Annotated in this window: 12 protein-coding genes and 2 other annotated features; of the genes, 10 read left to right on the forward strand and 2 right to left on the reverse strand. The window is 43.5% G+C overall.

Translation table 11 applies throughout. The features are described 5' to 3' along the window. Positions 1–2: 2 nt before the first annotated feature. Positions 3–1,058 (reverse strand): ABC transporter permease, encoded by a 1,056-nt coding sequence (locus tag FC07_RS01870; protein WP_057903435.1) that lies wholly within the window; start codon positions 1,056–1,058, stop codon positions 3–5. 148 nt (positions 1,059–1,206) lie between these two features. Next, positions 1,207–1,626: a pyridoxamine 5'-phosphate oxidase family protein gene (locus FC07_RS01875; RefSeq protein WP_235807433.1), complete on the reverse strand. Its 420-nt coding sequence runs from the start codon at positions 1,624–1,626 to the stop codon at positions 1,207–1,209. 513 nt (positions 1,627–2,139) lie between these two features. Beyond that, positions 2,140–2,395, forward strand: a binding site (T-box leader). Positions 2,396–2,452: 57 nt separating this feature from the next. Between FC07_RS01875 and FC07_RS01880 the strand changes: the two genes are divergently transcribed. The 10 genes from FC07_RS01880 to hisJ all read left to right on the forward strand — a co-directional run bounded on the left by FC07_RS01880 (position 2,453) and on the right by hisJ (position 14,743). Next, the gene (locus tag FC07_RS01880; protein WP_057903436.1) at positions 2,453–3,463 is read left to right on the forward strand and encodes a uroporphyrinogen decarboxylase family protein; all 1,011 of its coding nucleotides are present in this window, start codon (positions 2,453–2,455) and stop codon (positions 3,461–3,463) included. A 16-nt stretch (positions 3,464–3,479) separates the two neighbouring features. Further along, positions 3,480–4,223 (forward strand): amino acid ABC transporter ATP-binding protein, encoded by a 744-nt coding sequence (locus FC07_RS01885; RefSeq protein ID WP_057903437.1) that lies wholly within the window; start codon positions 3,480–3,482, stop codon positions 4,221–4,223. 17 nt (positions 4,224–4,240) lie between these two features. Next, a complete protein-coding gene (locus FC07_RS01890; RefSeq protein WP_057903438.1) occupies positions 4,241–4,912 on the forward strand; it encodes an amino acid ABC transporter permease in 672 nt (223 codons plus the stop codon). Positions 4,913–4,924: 12 nt separating this feature from the next. Continuing rightward, entirely contained in the window at positions 4,925–5,635 is a 711-nt protein-coding gene (locus tag FC07_RS01895) for an amino acid ABC transporter permease (protein WP_057903439.1), read from the forward strand. A gap of 16 nt (positions 5,636–5,651) precedes the next feature. After that, positions 5,652–6,506 (forward strand): transporter substrate-binding domain-containing protein, encoded by an 855-nt coding sequence (locus tag FC07_RS01900; protein WP_057903440.1) that lies wholly within the window; start codon positions 5,652–5,654, stop codon positions 6,504–6,506. Between the two features lie 23 nt (positions 6,507–6,529). Then, positions 6,530–7,057, forward strand: a complete 528-nt coding sequence (locus FC07_RS01905; RefSeq protein WP_057903441.1) for an L-2-amino-thiazoline-4-carboxylic acid hydrolase — start codon at positions 6,530–6,532, stop codon at positions 7,055–7,057. A gap of 263 nt (positions 7,058–7,320) precedes the next feature. Then, positions 7,321–7,545, forward strand: a complete 225-nt coding sequence (locus tag FC07_RS01910; protein WP_057903442.1) for a hypothetical protein — start codon at positions 7,321–7,323, stop codon at positions 7,543–7,545. Between the two features lie 302 nt (positions 7,546–7,847). Further along, a complete protein-coding gene (gene gltB / locus FC07_RS01915) occupies positions 7,848–12,305 on the forward strand; it encodes a glutamate synthase large subunit (RefSeq protein WP_057903443.1) in 4,458 nt (1,485 codons plus the stop codon). 12 nt (positions 12,306–12,317) lie between these two features. After that, complete coding sequence (locus tag FC07_RS01920; protein WP_057903444.1) at positions 12,318–13,757, forward strand: glutamate synthase subunit beta; 1,440 nt, start codon at positions 12,318–12,320, stop codon at positions 13,755–13,757. A 146-nt stretch (positions 13,758–13,903) separates the two neighbouring features. Beyond that, positions 13,904–14,743 carry a histidinol-phosphatase HisJ gene (gene hisJ / locus FC07_RS01925; RefSeq protein ID WP_057903445.1) on the forward strand — a complete coding sequence of 280 codons (840 nt, stop codon included), beginning with the start codon at positions 13,904–13,906 and terminating at the stop codon, positions 14,741–14,743. A gap of 176 nt (positions 14,744–14,919) precedes the next feature. Then, positions 14,920–15,179, forward strand: a binding site (T-box leader). Positions 15,180–15,190: the final 11 nt, after the last annotated feature.

A 15,190-nucleotide genomic window follows, 5' to 3' on the forward strand; every position in this document is an offset into this window, starting at 1 on the left:
ATTTAGCCTCCGATCACACTAATGGGATCAACGTTTAACACACTTCTGACGGGAATCAAGCCGCCCAATAAGGCCATGATCAGTAGGCCTACGCCGACAGCGCCTAAAATGGTTAGGTCAAATGCCATTGGCACTGCGGCTGGCATTATGATGGCGGTGATGGCCGTTAAGAGCGCGCCAATGGCCAAGCCGCTCAGGACTAACAGCACCGACTGACTGATGGTGGCGCCGACCAAGACTTTGCTGGGAATCCCTTGGACCCGTAGCACCGCATAATTTGGTAATTTTTGCATGGTGAGAATGTACAAGAAAACCGCAATGATAATCAGTGAGATCACCATGAGGAAGCCGATCATCAGCATAAACGTCATATTTTGGGCGGTATAACCAGGTAATTTATTGATGACCTGTTGTTTGCTGTAAACTTTGACGCCTTTTTGGGTGGTTTTGTAGTGGCTGTCTTTTGACACAATAGCGCTACCGACCGGCCCGTTCACCATGTTGCGTAAGGATTGCCAGGTGGTCAGTTGCCCGTAAATAATCGGGGAAATGTTCAGCTTGGCATTTTTGGTAAAGCCTACAATCGTGAACTTTTGAGCCGTATCGTTGAGCTTCAGTTGGCTATTTAAGTGATAGCCAGCGCGTTTTAGGGAATCGTCAGCGACCACTTCATAGGCGTGGCGCACTGGGCGACCACCGGCCAATTTTAGATTTTGTGCGATAAACTGGTGTGACTTTAAGCCAATAAAAGTGGCCGATAACTGTTTGTGGCCACTGGCCTTGGCCACAACCGATGTTTCACCGATCAAGGCTTCTTTTTGCGATAATTTTCCTACTTGTTGCTGAGTTAAAAATGATTGCCGTAAATCCGTATTGGCCGTGCTATTTAAAGCGATTCGCTGTGCGCCCCACTGGTTAATGGCAGCTGTATTTTCGCGGGCCAGGCCTAAAGCAAGACTGGTGAGAATAAAGATCAAATAACTGATCAAGACGATCATGGCAATCATCAAGCCAGAGCGTAGTTTTTCTTTTTTTAATTCTTTTAAGGCTAAAAACATAAGCGACGTCCTTTCTCAATAGTGACACGATGTCATTTGTCTGGTTAAAAATGAGTATAGCATAAAGTGACACTGTGTCAACTGGGAATTAAAAAAAACGGCAGTTATCTGTCGTTTCAGATAACCGCCGCTGAATTTGCAAATTTAATTAAATTTTTTGTGAAATATCTGTTACAGAGATTTCAAGCACCCGGGTTACCCAGGGGAAATCAGCCTTCATTTGATCGAATACAGGCCCGTTATCGATGAATTTACCCGTGCCAGTCACATGGAAGCCGGCGCCGGGGCCAACTGTGCCTTCGACTTCTTTGCTGCCCATGGTGAGCTTCAAATGATTGTCTTGTGCAACGACTTCTTCAACACTGTGCATACCAGCTGCTGGAATATAAATTTTGTCATTGGCTTTATCCAAGCGTAAGTAGGACATCCAAGTGTTGGTTACAGCAGTTGGAACAGGCGCTAATGTAATGATTGCAACGGCACCTTCATGTTGTAAAACGTCTAAAAATTTCTCGTTATCAATTGCCAAGTGGGCCACCTCAATTTTCATTTTATATTCTAAATTCATATTGAATTATACCTCAAACGTGTGTTCGTTCAAAGCGAAATGACCTTTTATTTTTCAAAACATTTGATTGAAAATAAATTTAGCGAAAAAGTAACGGTGGGCTTGTTGCAAGCAGACGCTTATAGTTCATTTTGTGATTGACAAATGTAAACACTTGCGCAATAATCAAACTAATTTAATAATCTGAGTAAAAAATGAAAAGATGAGTAAGCTAATTTAGCGGCATAGCGAGTTACGGTTGGTGCAAGGTAACACGACTAAATAGTTGAAGATGGTCTTTTGATAATCGTTGCATCAGTGAGCGGGGAACCGTTAGCGGATGCCGGGGGTGCCCGTTAACGCTGTCGTATCAACAAAGATACGATGTAAGTTGTAATTTGTAAAAATTATGAGAAAACAGGTGGTACCGCGAAATAGCTTTCGTCCTGATTAGGATGCAAGCTATTTTTTTATTTAAAAAAAGTGTTGACTTTCGATCGCAATGGCACTAAGATACTAATCAATCAAAACAATTAAAAGCAAATGAAAAGATGAGTAACCGAATTTATTATTCCCAGAGAGTTATCGCAAGGTGCAAGATAACAATAATCAGTCGGTGAAAATGGTCTTGGATGCAATCTAGGCTTAAGCCAGTCGAATACCTAGCGGGTACGCCCGATAACGCGTTAGGGTATGCACAGTGCGCGCACTGTAAGTACCTGAAGAGGAATGGTTCGTGAGAATTGTTTAAATCAAGGTGGTAACGCGGAAAAGCACTTTCGCCCTTGTCTAGTGATAGATGGGGTCGAAAGTGCTTTTTTTGATTCAAAAAGGAAGAGTGATTAAAATGGCATATTCACGTAAGGAAGTTTTAAAAGCATTTCATAACGAAGATGAAATAACAATTCCAGTAGCATTTTGGCGCCATTTTGCAGCAAGTGAATTTATTGACGGTTTACAGCATCCTGAGGTGTTTGACCTTAATTTAAATGGTCATCAAAAATTTATTGAAGCCACTGAACCTGATTTTGTCAAAACGATGTCAGATGGCTACTTTGCTTATCCGTTTTTAAATGTTGATGATCCGAAACAATTATCAGACTTGGCACAACTTGATAATTTGCCAATTGATCATCCTTGGTTAACAGGCCAAAAAGCATTAGCAGCTGGTCAAAAAAAATTAGCAGGTGATCGTCCAACATTTTATACAGTTTTTTCACCGCTTATTATTTTGAAATGGGCCTTAATCAACCATGATACAGAACCATTATTACGCTCTGATCGGCGCCTAGCTGACTTGTATCAAGCAAATCCTAAATTGATCAAAACAGTGCTTTTTAAAATTGCTGATGATTTAAAACAATTGATTCCAATTCTGCTGGAAAGTGGTATTGATGGTATTTACTACAGCACCCAATCTATTCAGGATAGTCGTGTTGATAATCGTGACTTTTTCGATGAAGTGATGGCACCAGTTGATATTGATATTCAAAATGAAATTAATCGTTATTTCAATTTGAATATTTTGCATATTTGTGGTTTTGCTGGTGCAACTAATCATTTGGATTGGTTTACAGATTATCCACTTCAAGTGATCAATTGGGCAACAGATGTAGATGGTTACAGTTTGGCTGAAGGTAAAGCGTTGTTTGGTGGCCGTCCGGTTTTAGGTGGTTTTAATAATGCAACCGATGGTGTTTTATATTCTGGTACAAAAGCTGAGATTCAGGCAGAAGCAAAACGAATCGTCACTGAAGCAGGTCGTAAGGGCGTTATTATTGGTGCTGATTGCACAATTCCGCGCGATACACCAATTGAACATGTACGTTGGGCGATTGAGGCGATTCATCAATTATAAGAAAGGTGGGTTCCGAATGTTACTAGAGCTTAAGCAGTTAAAAAAACAATTTAAAGAGAATCATGTGTTAAAAGGAATCGACCTTTCAGTTAATAAAGGAGAAGTAATTGTTATTATTGGGCCTTCAGGCTCAGGAAAAACAACTTTATTACGAAATATTAACTTTCTTGAAACTGCAGACTCCGGTACGATGGCATTTCGTGATCAACAAATTGATTTATCAAGACCAACGAAGGAACAAATTTTATGGGTTCGGCGTCATACGGCAATGGTTTTCCAAAATTATAATCTTTTTAAAAATAAAACAGCTTTAGAAAATATTTCAGAGGGTTTGGTTTTTGGACAAGGTAAAAGTAAATTGGAGGCTGATGAACTTGCAGAAAAGGCGCTTGATCAGGTTGGACTATTAGATAAAAAAGGATTTTATCCATCGCAGTTATCTGGTGGACAACAACAGCGAATAGGGATTGCGCGTGCCACTGTTTTAAATCCAGATATTGTTTTATTTGATGAACCGACCTCTGCTTTGGATCCTGAGTTAGTAGGAACCGTTTTACACGATATGAAGCAGCTAGCTGATCAAGGTCAGACTATGATTGTGGTCACACATCAAATGTCTTTTGCGCGTAACGTTGCCAGTCGAGTTGCATTTTTTGCAGATGGCGAGATTCTTGAAACCGGCCGACCAGATGAAATTTTTGATCATCCACAACACGAACGTACGCAACAATTCTTATCTGCAATTGCAGAAGACTATTAATTGAGGAGGGGGATTTTATGAAACTTAGTAAAGTCATTACCTCACTATTACAAGGTTTACCAACAACTTTGATTTTACTGGTACTATCATTTATTTTTGCTAGTTTAATTGGTTTAGGACTTGCTTGGCTTTATTTAAGAAAGAATATTCTTGCAAGTGGTGTTGCGAAAGGCTATTTAGGATTAGTACGTGGTACACCACCATTATTGATGTTATTACTGGCTTACTATGGCTTGCCAAAATTATTTCAATTAGTAGGAATTAATATTAATGATTGGGCAAAGCTGATTTTTGGGATTGCCGGTTTATCAATTGGTTGGAGTGCATATCTTGCTGAAGCATTTCGTTCCGCCTATTTATCAGTTGATAGAGGCCAATATGAAGCAGCTTTAGCTGTTGGTATGGATGACAAACGCGCTTTTCAACGTATTTTAATGCCACAAACATTTTTGATTGCTTTACCTAATATTGAGAACTTGTTGATTGGTTTAGTAAAAGCAACATCGTTGGTTTATGTTATTGGGATTGTTGATATGTACAGCGCTGCAACAGATTTATCAAATCAAAATCAAGGGGTTTATCAACTTGAAATATTTGTCATTTTAGCTTTGATTTATTGGATTGTCGTCCTGATCATTGAGTGGGGTTTTCGGCATTTTCGGAAACACTATCAGTACGTGACTGTTTAAGGAGGTGCCTATATGTTTGATCGTAAATTTGCAATTAGTTCATTTCCACAAATTTTAGCTGTGGCACCAACGACAATTTATTTGGCACTTGTGGCAACTTTAATTGGATTTATTGCAGCAGTATTAGCAGTTATTGTACGTGAGCGCAAAATAAAAATTTTAGATCCCATTGTGGCAACACTTGTTTCGTTTATTCGTGGCACACCAATTATTGTGCAAATGTATGTTGTCTACTATGGTTTACCGCAATTATTATACGCACTGAAAGAGTTGGGATTTAATACAAATCCAAATGGTTTGCCTGCAATTGTAATTGCAATTGCAGCCTATTCATTAAATGCAGCAGCTAATATTTCTGAGAGTATTCGCTCGGCTTATCATTCTGTTGATCCGCGTCAGTACGAGGCAGCTATTTCTGTTGGGATGAGACCTAGCCGAGCTCTTACACGAATTGTTGTACCACAACTTGTGGCAAACTTTATTCCTAATTTTTCAAATCTGTTTTTAGATTTAATTAAAGATACAGCACTTGTTTATAACATTGGTATCGTTGAAATCATGGCGAAAGCCAATATTATTTCATCAATTGGATTTAAGTATATTGAAACATATTTAGATGCGTTGGTTATTTACATCATCATCTGTTGGATTTTTGCTAAGTTATTTCAAATTGGCGAAATTATCGTTCGGCACCGCGTTTTTCATACACAAGAAATTATTTAAAAGGGGATTGTCTATTATGAAGTTAAAAAATGTTTTAAAAGGTTTAACACTTGTTTCAGCACTTGGGGGTGCATTTTTAGTAACTGCCGGTCAGCAGACAACAGTACATGCTGCAACAACAATTAATGTTGCAGCACCTAATAATAATCGGCCATACACTTATCCGAAGGGTTCCGGTATTGGGGGCTATTATGGTGCATTGCTAAAGCGAATTGATAAAGACTTGCCACAATATAAGTTTAAAGAAACAACAACTTCTCAAAATTCTGTCTTTGTTGGGTTACAATCTGGTAAATATGATTTAGCTGCTTCAAATTGGTGGTATTCTAAAGATCGTTTTAAGACTTACTATCACACAACTTCCAATGGGTTAGATGATTTACGCTTAATTAACAAAAAGGGTGGCAAACAAGCGAACTCTTTAGCTGATATTGCAAAAAAGAATTTGAAGTTGGTACCAATTTCAACAGATGATGCACGTTATAACGTTATCGAAACTTATAATAAAGAAAATTCAAAGAATAAAATCGATTTACAAGGAATTGGCGATCAATCTGCAGGGGATGCTTTAAAGGAAGTTTCAACAGGTAAGTATGATGTTGCGATTTATCCTTATGCAGCTTATAAACCAGTTGCGAATACTAAAGAAGGTAAAAAGTTATCACCATCTAAGTCGATAGGTTTGGAAAACAGTTACTTCTTATTGAACAAGAGTAGCCAAAATAAAAAGCTTGTAACAGCAATCAATAAAGATTTAAAGAAGCTAAAAGCAAATGGTTATTTGGAAAAAATCACCAAGCAGTACTTATATGAAGATACTTTTAAATTACCAAATGCCAACAAAACATTTAATGCTGATCCAACAAAATAATGTGAGAAAGTAGCTGATGGGAAATGATTGGTGACGGAAAAATAGGTGATATTGAACAAATTAGGGCAACTAATCAACCTACATTAACTGATGATGTCACATTAGCCTTACGTGCGATTACAGAAAAACGTGCAACGACAATGACGCATATGATTGATAAAGCAAAAGAAGACGATCAGTTTGCACGAGATGCAGTTTGGCAGTATGGATTGGATAATGGTGAAGATTTTAAAGGTATTATGATTAATCCAGATGATATTCGGGAATTTGCTGATAAGTTTACGAATACATTAGAAGCCAATGTTTATGAAATGGAAACTGTTAATGTGACCGATGATGAATTTGAGGTACACTTTCATTATTGTCCCTATGTGGCACGTTGGTTACGTATGGGGAAAAATCCAGTTGAACTTAGTCATTTATGCGATACTTGCATGTTAGGCGATCAAGCAACTGCTTCAGTATTTAATAAGATTGATTTTCATTTAGGCGATACAATTGCGAAGGGAAACTCCTATTGTAAGCTACGCTATACAAGACATCAGGAGTAAATAGCGTCAAAAGGATTCAGGAATTGATAATTGAATTTCTGGATCCTTTTTATATTGGTAAAACCCAATTAAATGCGCTTTTCTTGTGGCTCCACCAACTTACCAATAATCTATTCAATCCAGCTATTATGAATGTGCTTTAAAAGAAGCACCTGCTTTGTGGTAAAATAAGATGATGTGCTACTTTAGTCGGATTGACAGTTCACATTAAATTAGTAACAATAGAAGGAAACACAGGATTTATATGAACGGAGGTTGTGAGCATGGAATTTGGCACCATTTTGGTCAGCGTTGCATTATTAGCTGGACTGCTTTACTGGTTTAGTGATGTGATCGCGACAGGACTAATTGCGGGGCTCATATTTCTAGGCGAGGCCTTGTTAACCGTGATGGGGATCATTTTAACAGTGGGATTGCAGTTAGCGATTCGCATTAATCTGTTATTCGGCAAGGCCAAACATCTACTTCAGCATGCACGGGTTTATTAAAAAACAGTCAATTATTTGTGAAAACTCAGATTGAGATCAGGGCAAACCCTAATTTTGCGTTGATCTCTTTTTAGTTACCATGACGATGTTAAAAATAAAGTAAACAAATCACGAAACATAAGCCGATTTAACGGGAATGCTAGCCAATTATTAATTCCTGTTAAATCGGTTTTTATGTTACATTGATAAAACGCTTCCACAGTGTTTTATCCTAAAAGAGCCTTGCATTCTAATAAATAGATTATTAGAATGAGGAAAAGATTAAATTATTCTAATTTTATCCTCATAAGGTGGGAATGTGCATGATTGATGTCAAAAAAACACTTTATAGCTCAGCTTTCGAACATGCTGCATGTGGGATGGGCTTTATTACACAAATCGATGGGCACGCCAGCCATGAGTTGGTCGAGCGTGCTTTGATCATGTTGGAACGCATGAATCACCGTGGTGGGACGGGTTCTGAACCAGAAACAGGCGATGGCGCTGGGATTTTAATGGCGCTACCAGATGCCTTTTTCCAGGCCTACGCACAAACGGCAGATTTTGAGCTACCAACAGCCGGTAACTATGCCGTCGGGATGTTCTTCCTCCCGCAAACGGCAACCGACAAAAACGCGCTGTTAGACGCGCTGACACAAGATATTCAACGAGCCGGCTTTAATGTATTGGCCACTCGGGATGTCCCTTATATTTACGAAAATTGTGGGCCAACTGCCCAAAAGATGATGCCTGGTTTCGCACAAGTGATCTTACAACGCCCAAATGACGTGCCAGCAGGGCGCCCCTTTGAAGATGCGTTGTATCATTTGCGCCGGCATTTGGAACGCGCTTTTGCAGAAAACCAGTTTGCCATTGTTAGTTTGTCCAGCCAAACCCTGTGTTACAAGGGGATGTTACATGCGTATCAGGTAGGGCAATTCTATCCGGATCTTCATGACCCGAATATGGCCACGGCGATTGCTTTGATCCATTCACGGTTTTCAACCAATACCTTCCCCAGCTGGGATCGGGCGCAACCTTTCCGCTTCTTAGCGCATAACGGTGAGATCAACACCTTAAAAGGCGCTGAAAACTGGATGGCCAGCCACAACGTTGAAGTTTACGACGAAGATGATTCTGACTCGGCCAAACTTGAAAACTGCATGGAATATTTGTACCGTAACGGGCGGGATATTCCACAAGCACTTTTAATGATGGTGCCAGAGGCTTGGGGCAAAGCAACTGGCTTATCGAACGAACAACGGGCCTTTGACGAATACAACGCCAGCTTTATGGCCCCTTGGGATGGCCCAGCGGCGCTATGCTTCACCGATGGGGTAAAAGTCGGGGCCGCCTTAGACCGCAATGGCTTACGACCTTCCCGTTATCTATTAACGAAAGACAATGTGATGGTGGTCGCTTCTGAATCTGGTGTTTATGATGTGGCCTCAGAGAATTTGGTGAAAAAAGGGATTTTAGGCCCCGCCGATATGATCCTCGTTGATACGGAAGCTGGGAAGTTCTACACCACCACTGAATTAAAAGACTACTACGCCAAGCAACACCCTTACCAAGAATGGCTGGCGGACAACCAATTAACCTTGGATAAGTTGCCGGCGGTTGATGTTACCGAAAACTTATCGGATACCGCTTTACGCCGGTTATGGCGACGACATGGCTATACGGAAGATATTATTCGCGATGCGATTATTCCAATGGCCCAAAAAGGGGAAGACCCAATTATTTCCATGGGCTTCGATTCGCCGTTAGCCGTTTTAAGTAACAAACCTCAATCCTTATTCACTTATTTCAAACAACAATTTGCCCAGGTCACCAATCCCCCGATTGATGCCATTCGGGAAAAATTGGTGATCGGGACAGAAATGTTCATTGGCCGGGACGCCGATGTCAAACAAGACGTGGCCGCCAATGCTAAGAAGATCAAGCTTGAAACGCCAATGCTCAGTTCACATAACTTTGAAAAACTGCGCCGGCTGGACACGCCAGACTTTAAGACGGCTGAATTATCGATTTGTTATGACAAAGTTCGCCGGGCCCATCGTTTGGAACAGGCGTTAGACGATTTATTTAAACAGGCTGAAACAGCCGTTGACGCTGGGGCGACGTTACTGGTGTTAACCGATCGCGGGGCCACGGAAGATAAGTTGATCATCCCAGTTTTGTTAGCCGTTGCAGGGTTAAACAACTATTTGGTCCGGAAAGGCAAGCGCGGCCTGGCGTCGATTATTGTCGATACCGGGGAAGCCTGTGAAGTCCATCATTACGCGGCTTTGATCGGTTATGGCGCTTCTGCCATTCACCCTTATGGGGCGTACGCCACGTTACGGGCCTATGACTTAGCGGATCAAGTGGAAACGTACCGCTCGGCCTGTGAAAAAGGCATCATCAAAGTCATGAGCCGCATGGGGATCTCCACCATTGCCGGTTATCATGGCGCCCAATTATTTGAAGCGGTGGGGTTATCACAAGCCGTTGTGGATGAATACTTTACCGGCACCCAAAGTCGTATTGGCGGGTTAAGCTTGGATCAAATTGAACAAGAATACTTAAACCGCTATGAACGGACTTATGGCGCTGCCGCTGGCGATGATTTGCCAGCGGGTGGGAGCTTTAAGTTCCGTGCCGAAGGCGAACATCATTTGTACAATCCCATGACGATCTACAAGTTCCAACAAGCGGTTCGGCGTGGTGATTACAAGCTGTACCAAGATTATGCCAAAGAAATGCGCGCCGAAGAACTGAACACTCCGACGACGCTGCGGGCCATGTGGGACATCAAACCCGGCCAAGCCGTGCCATTAAGCGAAGTTGAACCGGTGACCAGCATTGTGAAACGCTTTAAGTCTGGGGCCATGAGTTACGGGTCACTTTCGGAAGAAGCCCATGAAACCATTGCCGAAGCCATGAACCGTTTAGGCGGGAAGAGCAACTCAGGTGAAGGCGGCGAACCACGGTATCGCTTTAAGCCGAAAAATGGCAAGAATTTAAACAGTAAGATCAAGCAAGTGGCCTCCGGTCGTTTTGGGGTGAATACAGAGTACTTAATGAGTGCGGAAGAGATTCAGATCAAAATGGCACAAGGCGCCAAGCCAGGTGAAGGGGGCCAATTACCAGGTACTAAGAACTTCCCTTGGGTAGCTGAGATCCGGGGTTCTGTGCCAGGTGTGCGGTTGATCTCCCCGCCACCGCATCATGATATTTACTCCATTGAAGATTTGAAACAATTGATCTTTGATTTGAAGCAAGTCAATCCGCAAGCCTTGATTACCGTGAAATTGGTATCCTCAACTGGCGTTGGGACCATTGCCACTGGGGTTGTCAAAGCCGGTGCCGATAAAGTTGTGATCTGTGGTTATGACGGTGGGACAGGTGCTGCCCCACGGAACTCCGTGCGAGATGCCGGGTTGCCTTGGGAAATGGGCTTAGCCGAAGCGCACCAAACCTTGGCACTGAACCATTTGCGCCAACGGGCCACTTTGGAAACGGACGGAAAATTAATGACCGGGCGGGATATTGCCGTTGCCATTATGTTAGGCGCTGAAGAATTTAGTTTTGCCCAGCTGGTATTGGCGTCAATTGGCTGTATTATGATGCGGGTCTGCAGTTTGAACACGTGTCCAACTGGGATCGCCACGCAAAATCCGGCTTTACGGAAGTTCTTCATTGGCACGCCTGAAAATGTTGAAAATTGTATGCACTATTTGGCCCAAGATCTCCGTGAAGAAATGGCCCGTTTAGGCTACCGGACGGTTGATGAAATGGTGGGGCATACGGAACACTTAGCCCCACGGTTTGTGGCCAAAGGCAAAGCCAAGTCGCTGGACTTTTCACGGATGTTAAGCACATCCATTGGCATTGAACGCAAGTCAACGGATCCATTTGCGGCGAAAGAAGACTGGCCTGATTTGAATCAGTTTGCCACCGCTGCGATTCAACAAAAGCAACCGGTTGTGATCAAAGCCCCAATCAACAACGTGATGCGCGCGGTTGGGAGCCGCATGGCCGGCTGGATCGCCGCTCGTTTTGGCAACAATACCTTGCCAGCCGACCAATTGACCTATGAATATACTGGGGTCGCCGGTCAAAGTTTTGGGGCCTTTATTACCCAAGGGCTGACTTTGAAATTAATTGGTGAAGCCAACGACTACGTTGGGAAAGGCTTAAGCGGTGGGCGCTTGATCGTCCAAGCACCAGAAACCGCCGAACAACTGTATAGTGCCGCCCCAATTGTCGGGAATGTAGCTTGTTTCGGGGCCACTTCTGGCGAGGCCTTCTTTAACGGTCGTGCCGGGGAACGGTTCTGCGTTCGGAATTCAGGCGCCCACGTGGTGGTTGAAGGTATCGGTGACCATGGCTGCGAATACATGACGGATGGTATCGCCGTGATCTTAGGCAGTACGGGCCGTAACTTTGGCGCCGGCATGTCTGGCGGGGTGGCGTACGTTTACGACCCAGCTGGCGATTTTGCACAACATTGTAACCCAGAAATGGTTGAATTATTTGGCATCAATGAAAAAGGTGACGACAGCATTTTGAAGCAATTGGTTGAAAAGCAGGCTTACTATGCTAACTCACGTAAGGCCAAAGCACTGTTAGCCGATTGGGACAATGCCCAATCACAATTCGTTAAGGTTTATCCGAAAGAATATCGTCGGATGAACGAAATTATGGCGAACCTTTCTAGTGAAGGGGTACCTGCCGCACAACTTGAAGAGAAAGCATTTGAAGTGGTTATGGGACCACAACCAACTGTTAAATAAGGGGGCTTTTCCATGGCAGATCCATTTGGTTTTATGAAATATACACGAATCGATAATCCCATGCGCCCAATTTATCAGCGGGTCAAGGATTTCGAAGAATCAGAAGACACGTTAAGTGATGAAGAACGGCGGAAACAAGCCGCACGTTGTATGAACTGTGGGGTGCCGCATTGTCACTCAGGCTTCTTTTATGGTGGCGGCCGGGCCGTTGGGGGCTGTCCCAATGACAATTTAATTCCCGAATGGAATGATTTGATCTACCGTTCAGAAGACAAACGGGCGTTTGAACGCTTAACCTTAACCAACTATATGCCTGATTTTACCGGTCATGTGTGTCCCGCCCCTTGCGAGATTTCTTGTAATGAGGCCTTACACAACAAGGGCATCACCATTCGGAACAATGAACGTTTCATCATTGACCAAGGCTTTAAGTATGGCTGGGTTGAGGCCAGTGGTCGGCCAACCAAGCGCAACGACATTGAAGTGGCGGTTGTGGGTTCAGGCCCGGCTGGGTTAGCAGCGGCTTGGCGGTTGAACCAATTAGGCTATCGCGTCACCGTTTTTGAGCGGGATGATCGACCTGGTGGCTTAGTCATGTACGGGATTCCCAACATGAAGTTACCCAAAGAAGACGTTGCCCGGCGCATTGCCGTGATGGAAAAAGTCGGCATTAAATTCCAAGTCAACACCACTGTTGGCGTGGATGTGACGGCGGACGAATTGAAACAACGTTTTGCCCGGGTGATCTTAGCGATTGGTGCCCGCCAAGCCCGTGATCTCCAGGCGCCTGGCCGTGACTTAAACGGCGTTTACCAAGCCGTTGACTTCTTAACCAAGGCCACCAAAGCCGTCATTGCAGAAGGCACCGCAGCCAACCAAAAACTGGCTGGTAAAAAAGTGGTTGTCATCGGTGGGGGGGATACTGGGAACGACTGTATCGCCACTGCCGTCCGCTTAGGCGCCGCTGACGTGCGGCAGTTGGAAATCACACCGGCTGCCCCAACTGAACGCCCAGACAACAACCCTTGGCCTGAATGGCCGCGGATCCGCAAGTCTGGCTACGGTCAAGCAGAAGCCCAAGAACTATTTGGCGGGGTGCTCACCCAATACGAAACCACTGCGGTGGGCTTTAAAGGTGCAGCTGGGCAGTTACAAACCTTAGTCACCAGCAAAGTGGATCACTTTAAGCCCGTGGCAGGCACGGAACAAGAAGTTCCTGCTGACCTGGTGCTGTTGGCCATGGGCTTTACAGGCGCCGATACCAGCGTTTTTGATGCCTTTGGCGTCCATGAAGTTTATGACGATTATCGCACCGACAATGATCAAGTGTACGTCGCCGGCGATGCGCGCCGCGGCCCCAGCTTAGTGATTTGGGGCATTCGTGAAGGCCGTAAAGCAGCCGAAGCCGTGAACCAATCCTTACAAGCTTTAGCCACTGTACAAGCAGAATAGCGTCATTAAGCGAATCAAGCGCCGTTTCAAGCGCGCTTGGTTCGCTTTTTTTAATGTTACCGATCATCAAATGACAGTTTGTGGTGGCGCCTGCAAGCGCTTGATTCTATAATGGACTTAAATTGAAACGGAAAGTAGGCGTTGGCATGTTAAAACGTGAAGGGCACAGTCATACTGAATTTTGTCAGCACGGAAGCGGCGATGATGTGGAGGAAATGATCCAAAAGGCGATTCGTTTAGGCTTTCAGGAATACAGCATTACCGAGCACGCCCCGTTACCGCCGGCTTTTAAACAGGATTATGCCGGCACGTTAACGGGCTTTACCGAAGCCGCCATGGCGTTAAGTGATGTGCCGGCTTATTTTAAAAAATGCCAGCAAATGCAGGCCAAGTATCGGGATCAATTGAACATCAAAATTGGGTTTGAAGTGGATTTTCTACCCACACAACTAGACTGGTTACGCGACTTCTGGGCGGAATATGGTCCCCAAACCACTGATAATATTTTGTCCGTCCATTTTATGCAAGGTGTTGGCGGCAAATACTGGTCGGTAGACGATACGTTAACCGATTTTGAAACCGGCTTGTTGCCAATGGGGCAAGGGGACGGCCAATGCTTATACAGCTTGTACTTAGATGCCTTACAAACCGCTGTTAGTACGCCGTTAGGCCCGCATAGCCCTTGTCGCTTAGGTCATATGACCTTGATCAAAAAGTTTCAGGATTACTTCAAATTGCCGGCGCGCTTTAACGAAGCCAACCTGATCAAAGTTCGGCAATTATTTGATACCTTACAAGCCCATCATTTTGCGCTGGATCTCAATGTAGCCGGTTTGTACAAACCCTATTGCAATGAGGTTTACCCGTATCCCGAATTAATGTACTTGGCCCAAGATTATGAAATTCCCATGGTGTACGGCTCGGATGCCCACAGTATTGCAGAAGTGGGTCATGGTTACCATCAAATTGAAAACTTTTTGAAGTAGTTTTGTTGAAATCAGTTTGTTTAATGACGCAAACTGGTTTTTTTGCGCGTTAAAGGCTAGCCATGACGGCATTGGTTCAGATTTTTGACGCCGGCGCCTGATTTTATTTGAAATAAACCCTTGACTTTTTAACGAGAGATTCTTATTATGAAAGCAACATTAAAAAATCTTAATTAAATGAAGTTGTGATTAGAACAAGTAAACGTGATAAGTTGCAAAGAGAGTGCCGTTGCTGAGAAGGTATCAATTTGTCCGTTGAACACACGTCTATGAACTTGCCAGTTGAATCAAGTAGGCTGACACGCAGCAAGTGCGTTATCATAGTTGCTTTTCTCTGTTCTCGTAAGACGACTAGAGTACAGCAACGTGAGGTTGTTATCGTGAGGTAACAACAAATTGAGGTGGAATCACGATTATTTAGTCAATCGTCCTCGAGGTCCTGTTATT

The sequence above is a fragment of the Loigolactobacillus bifermentans DSM 20003 genome (genome assembly GCF_001434575.1).
In the GTDB taxonomy this organism is placed as follows: Bacteria; Bacillota; Bacilli; order Lactobacillales; family Lactobacillaceae; genus Loigolactobacillus; species Loigolactobacillus bifermentans.

Bases quoted from the DNA above. Each gene is read 5' to 3' on its own strand.
- FC07_RS01905 (WP_057903441.1), top strand. From the start codon at position 6,530: ATGATTGGTGACGGAAAAATAGGTGATATTGAACAAATTAGGGCAACT.
- FC07_RS01870 (WP_057903435.1), bottom strand. From the start codon at position 1,058: ATGTTTTTAGCCTTAAAAGAATTAAAAAAAGAAAAACTACGCTCTGGC.
- FC07_RS01920 (WP_057903444.1), top strand. From the start codon at position 12,318: ATGGCAGATCCATTTGGTTTTATGAAATATACACGAATCGATAATCCC.
- FC07_RS01895 (WP_057903439.1), top strand. From the start codon at position 4,925: ATGTTTGATCGTAAATTTGCAATTAGTTCATTTCCACAAATTTTAGCT.
- FC07_RS01910 (WP_057903442.1), top strand. From the start codon at position 7,321: ATGGAATTTGGCACCATTTTGGTCAGCGTTGCATTATTAGCTGGACTG.
- FC07_RS01900 (WP_057903440.1), top strand. From the start codon at position 5,652: ATGAAGTTAAAAAATGTTTTAAAAGGTTTAACACTTGTTTCAGCACTT.
- FC07_RS01880 (WP_057903436.1), top strand. From the start codon at position 2,453: ATGGCATATTCACGTAAGGAAGTTTTAAAAGCATTTCATAACGAAGAT.
- gltB (WP_057903443.1), top strand. From the start codon at position 7,848: ATGATTGATGTCAAAAAAACACTTTATAGCTCAGCTTTCGAACATGCT.
- FC07_RS01885 (WP_057903437.1), top strand. From the start codon at position 3,480: ATGTTACTAGAGCTTAAGCAGTTAAAAAAACAATTTAAAGAGAATCAT.
- hisJ (WP_057903445.1), top strand. From the start codon at position 13,904: ATGTTAAAACGTGAAGGGCACAGTCATACTGAATTTTGTCAGCACGGA.
- FC07_RS01875 (WP_235807433.1), bottom strand. From the start codon at position 1,626: ATGAATTTAGAATATAAAATGAAAATTGAGGTGGCCCACTTGGCAATT.
- FC07_RS01890 (WP_057903438.1), top strand. From the start codon at position 4,241: ATGAAACTTAGTAAAGTCATTACCTCACTATTACAAGGTTTACCAACA.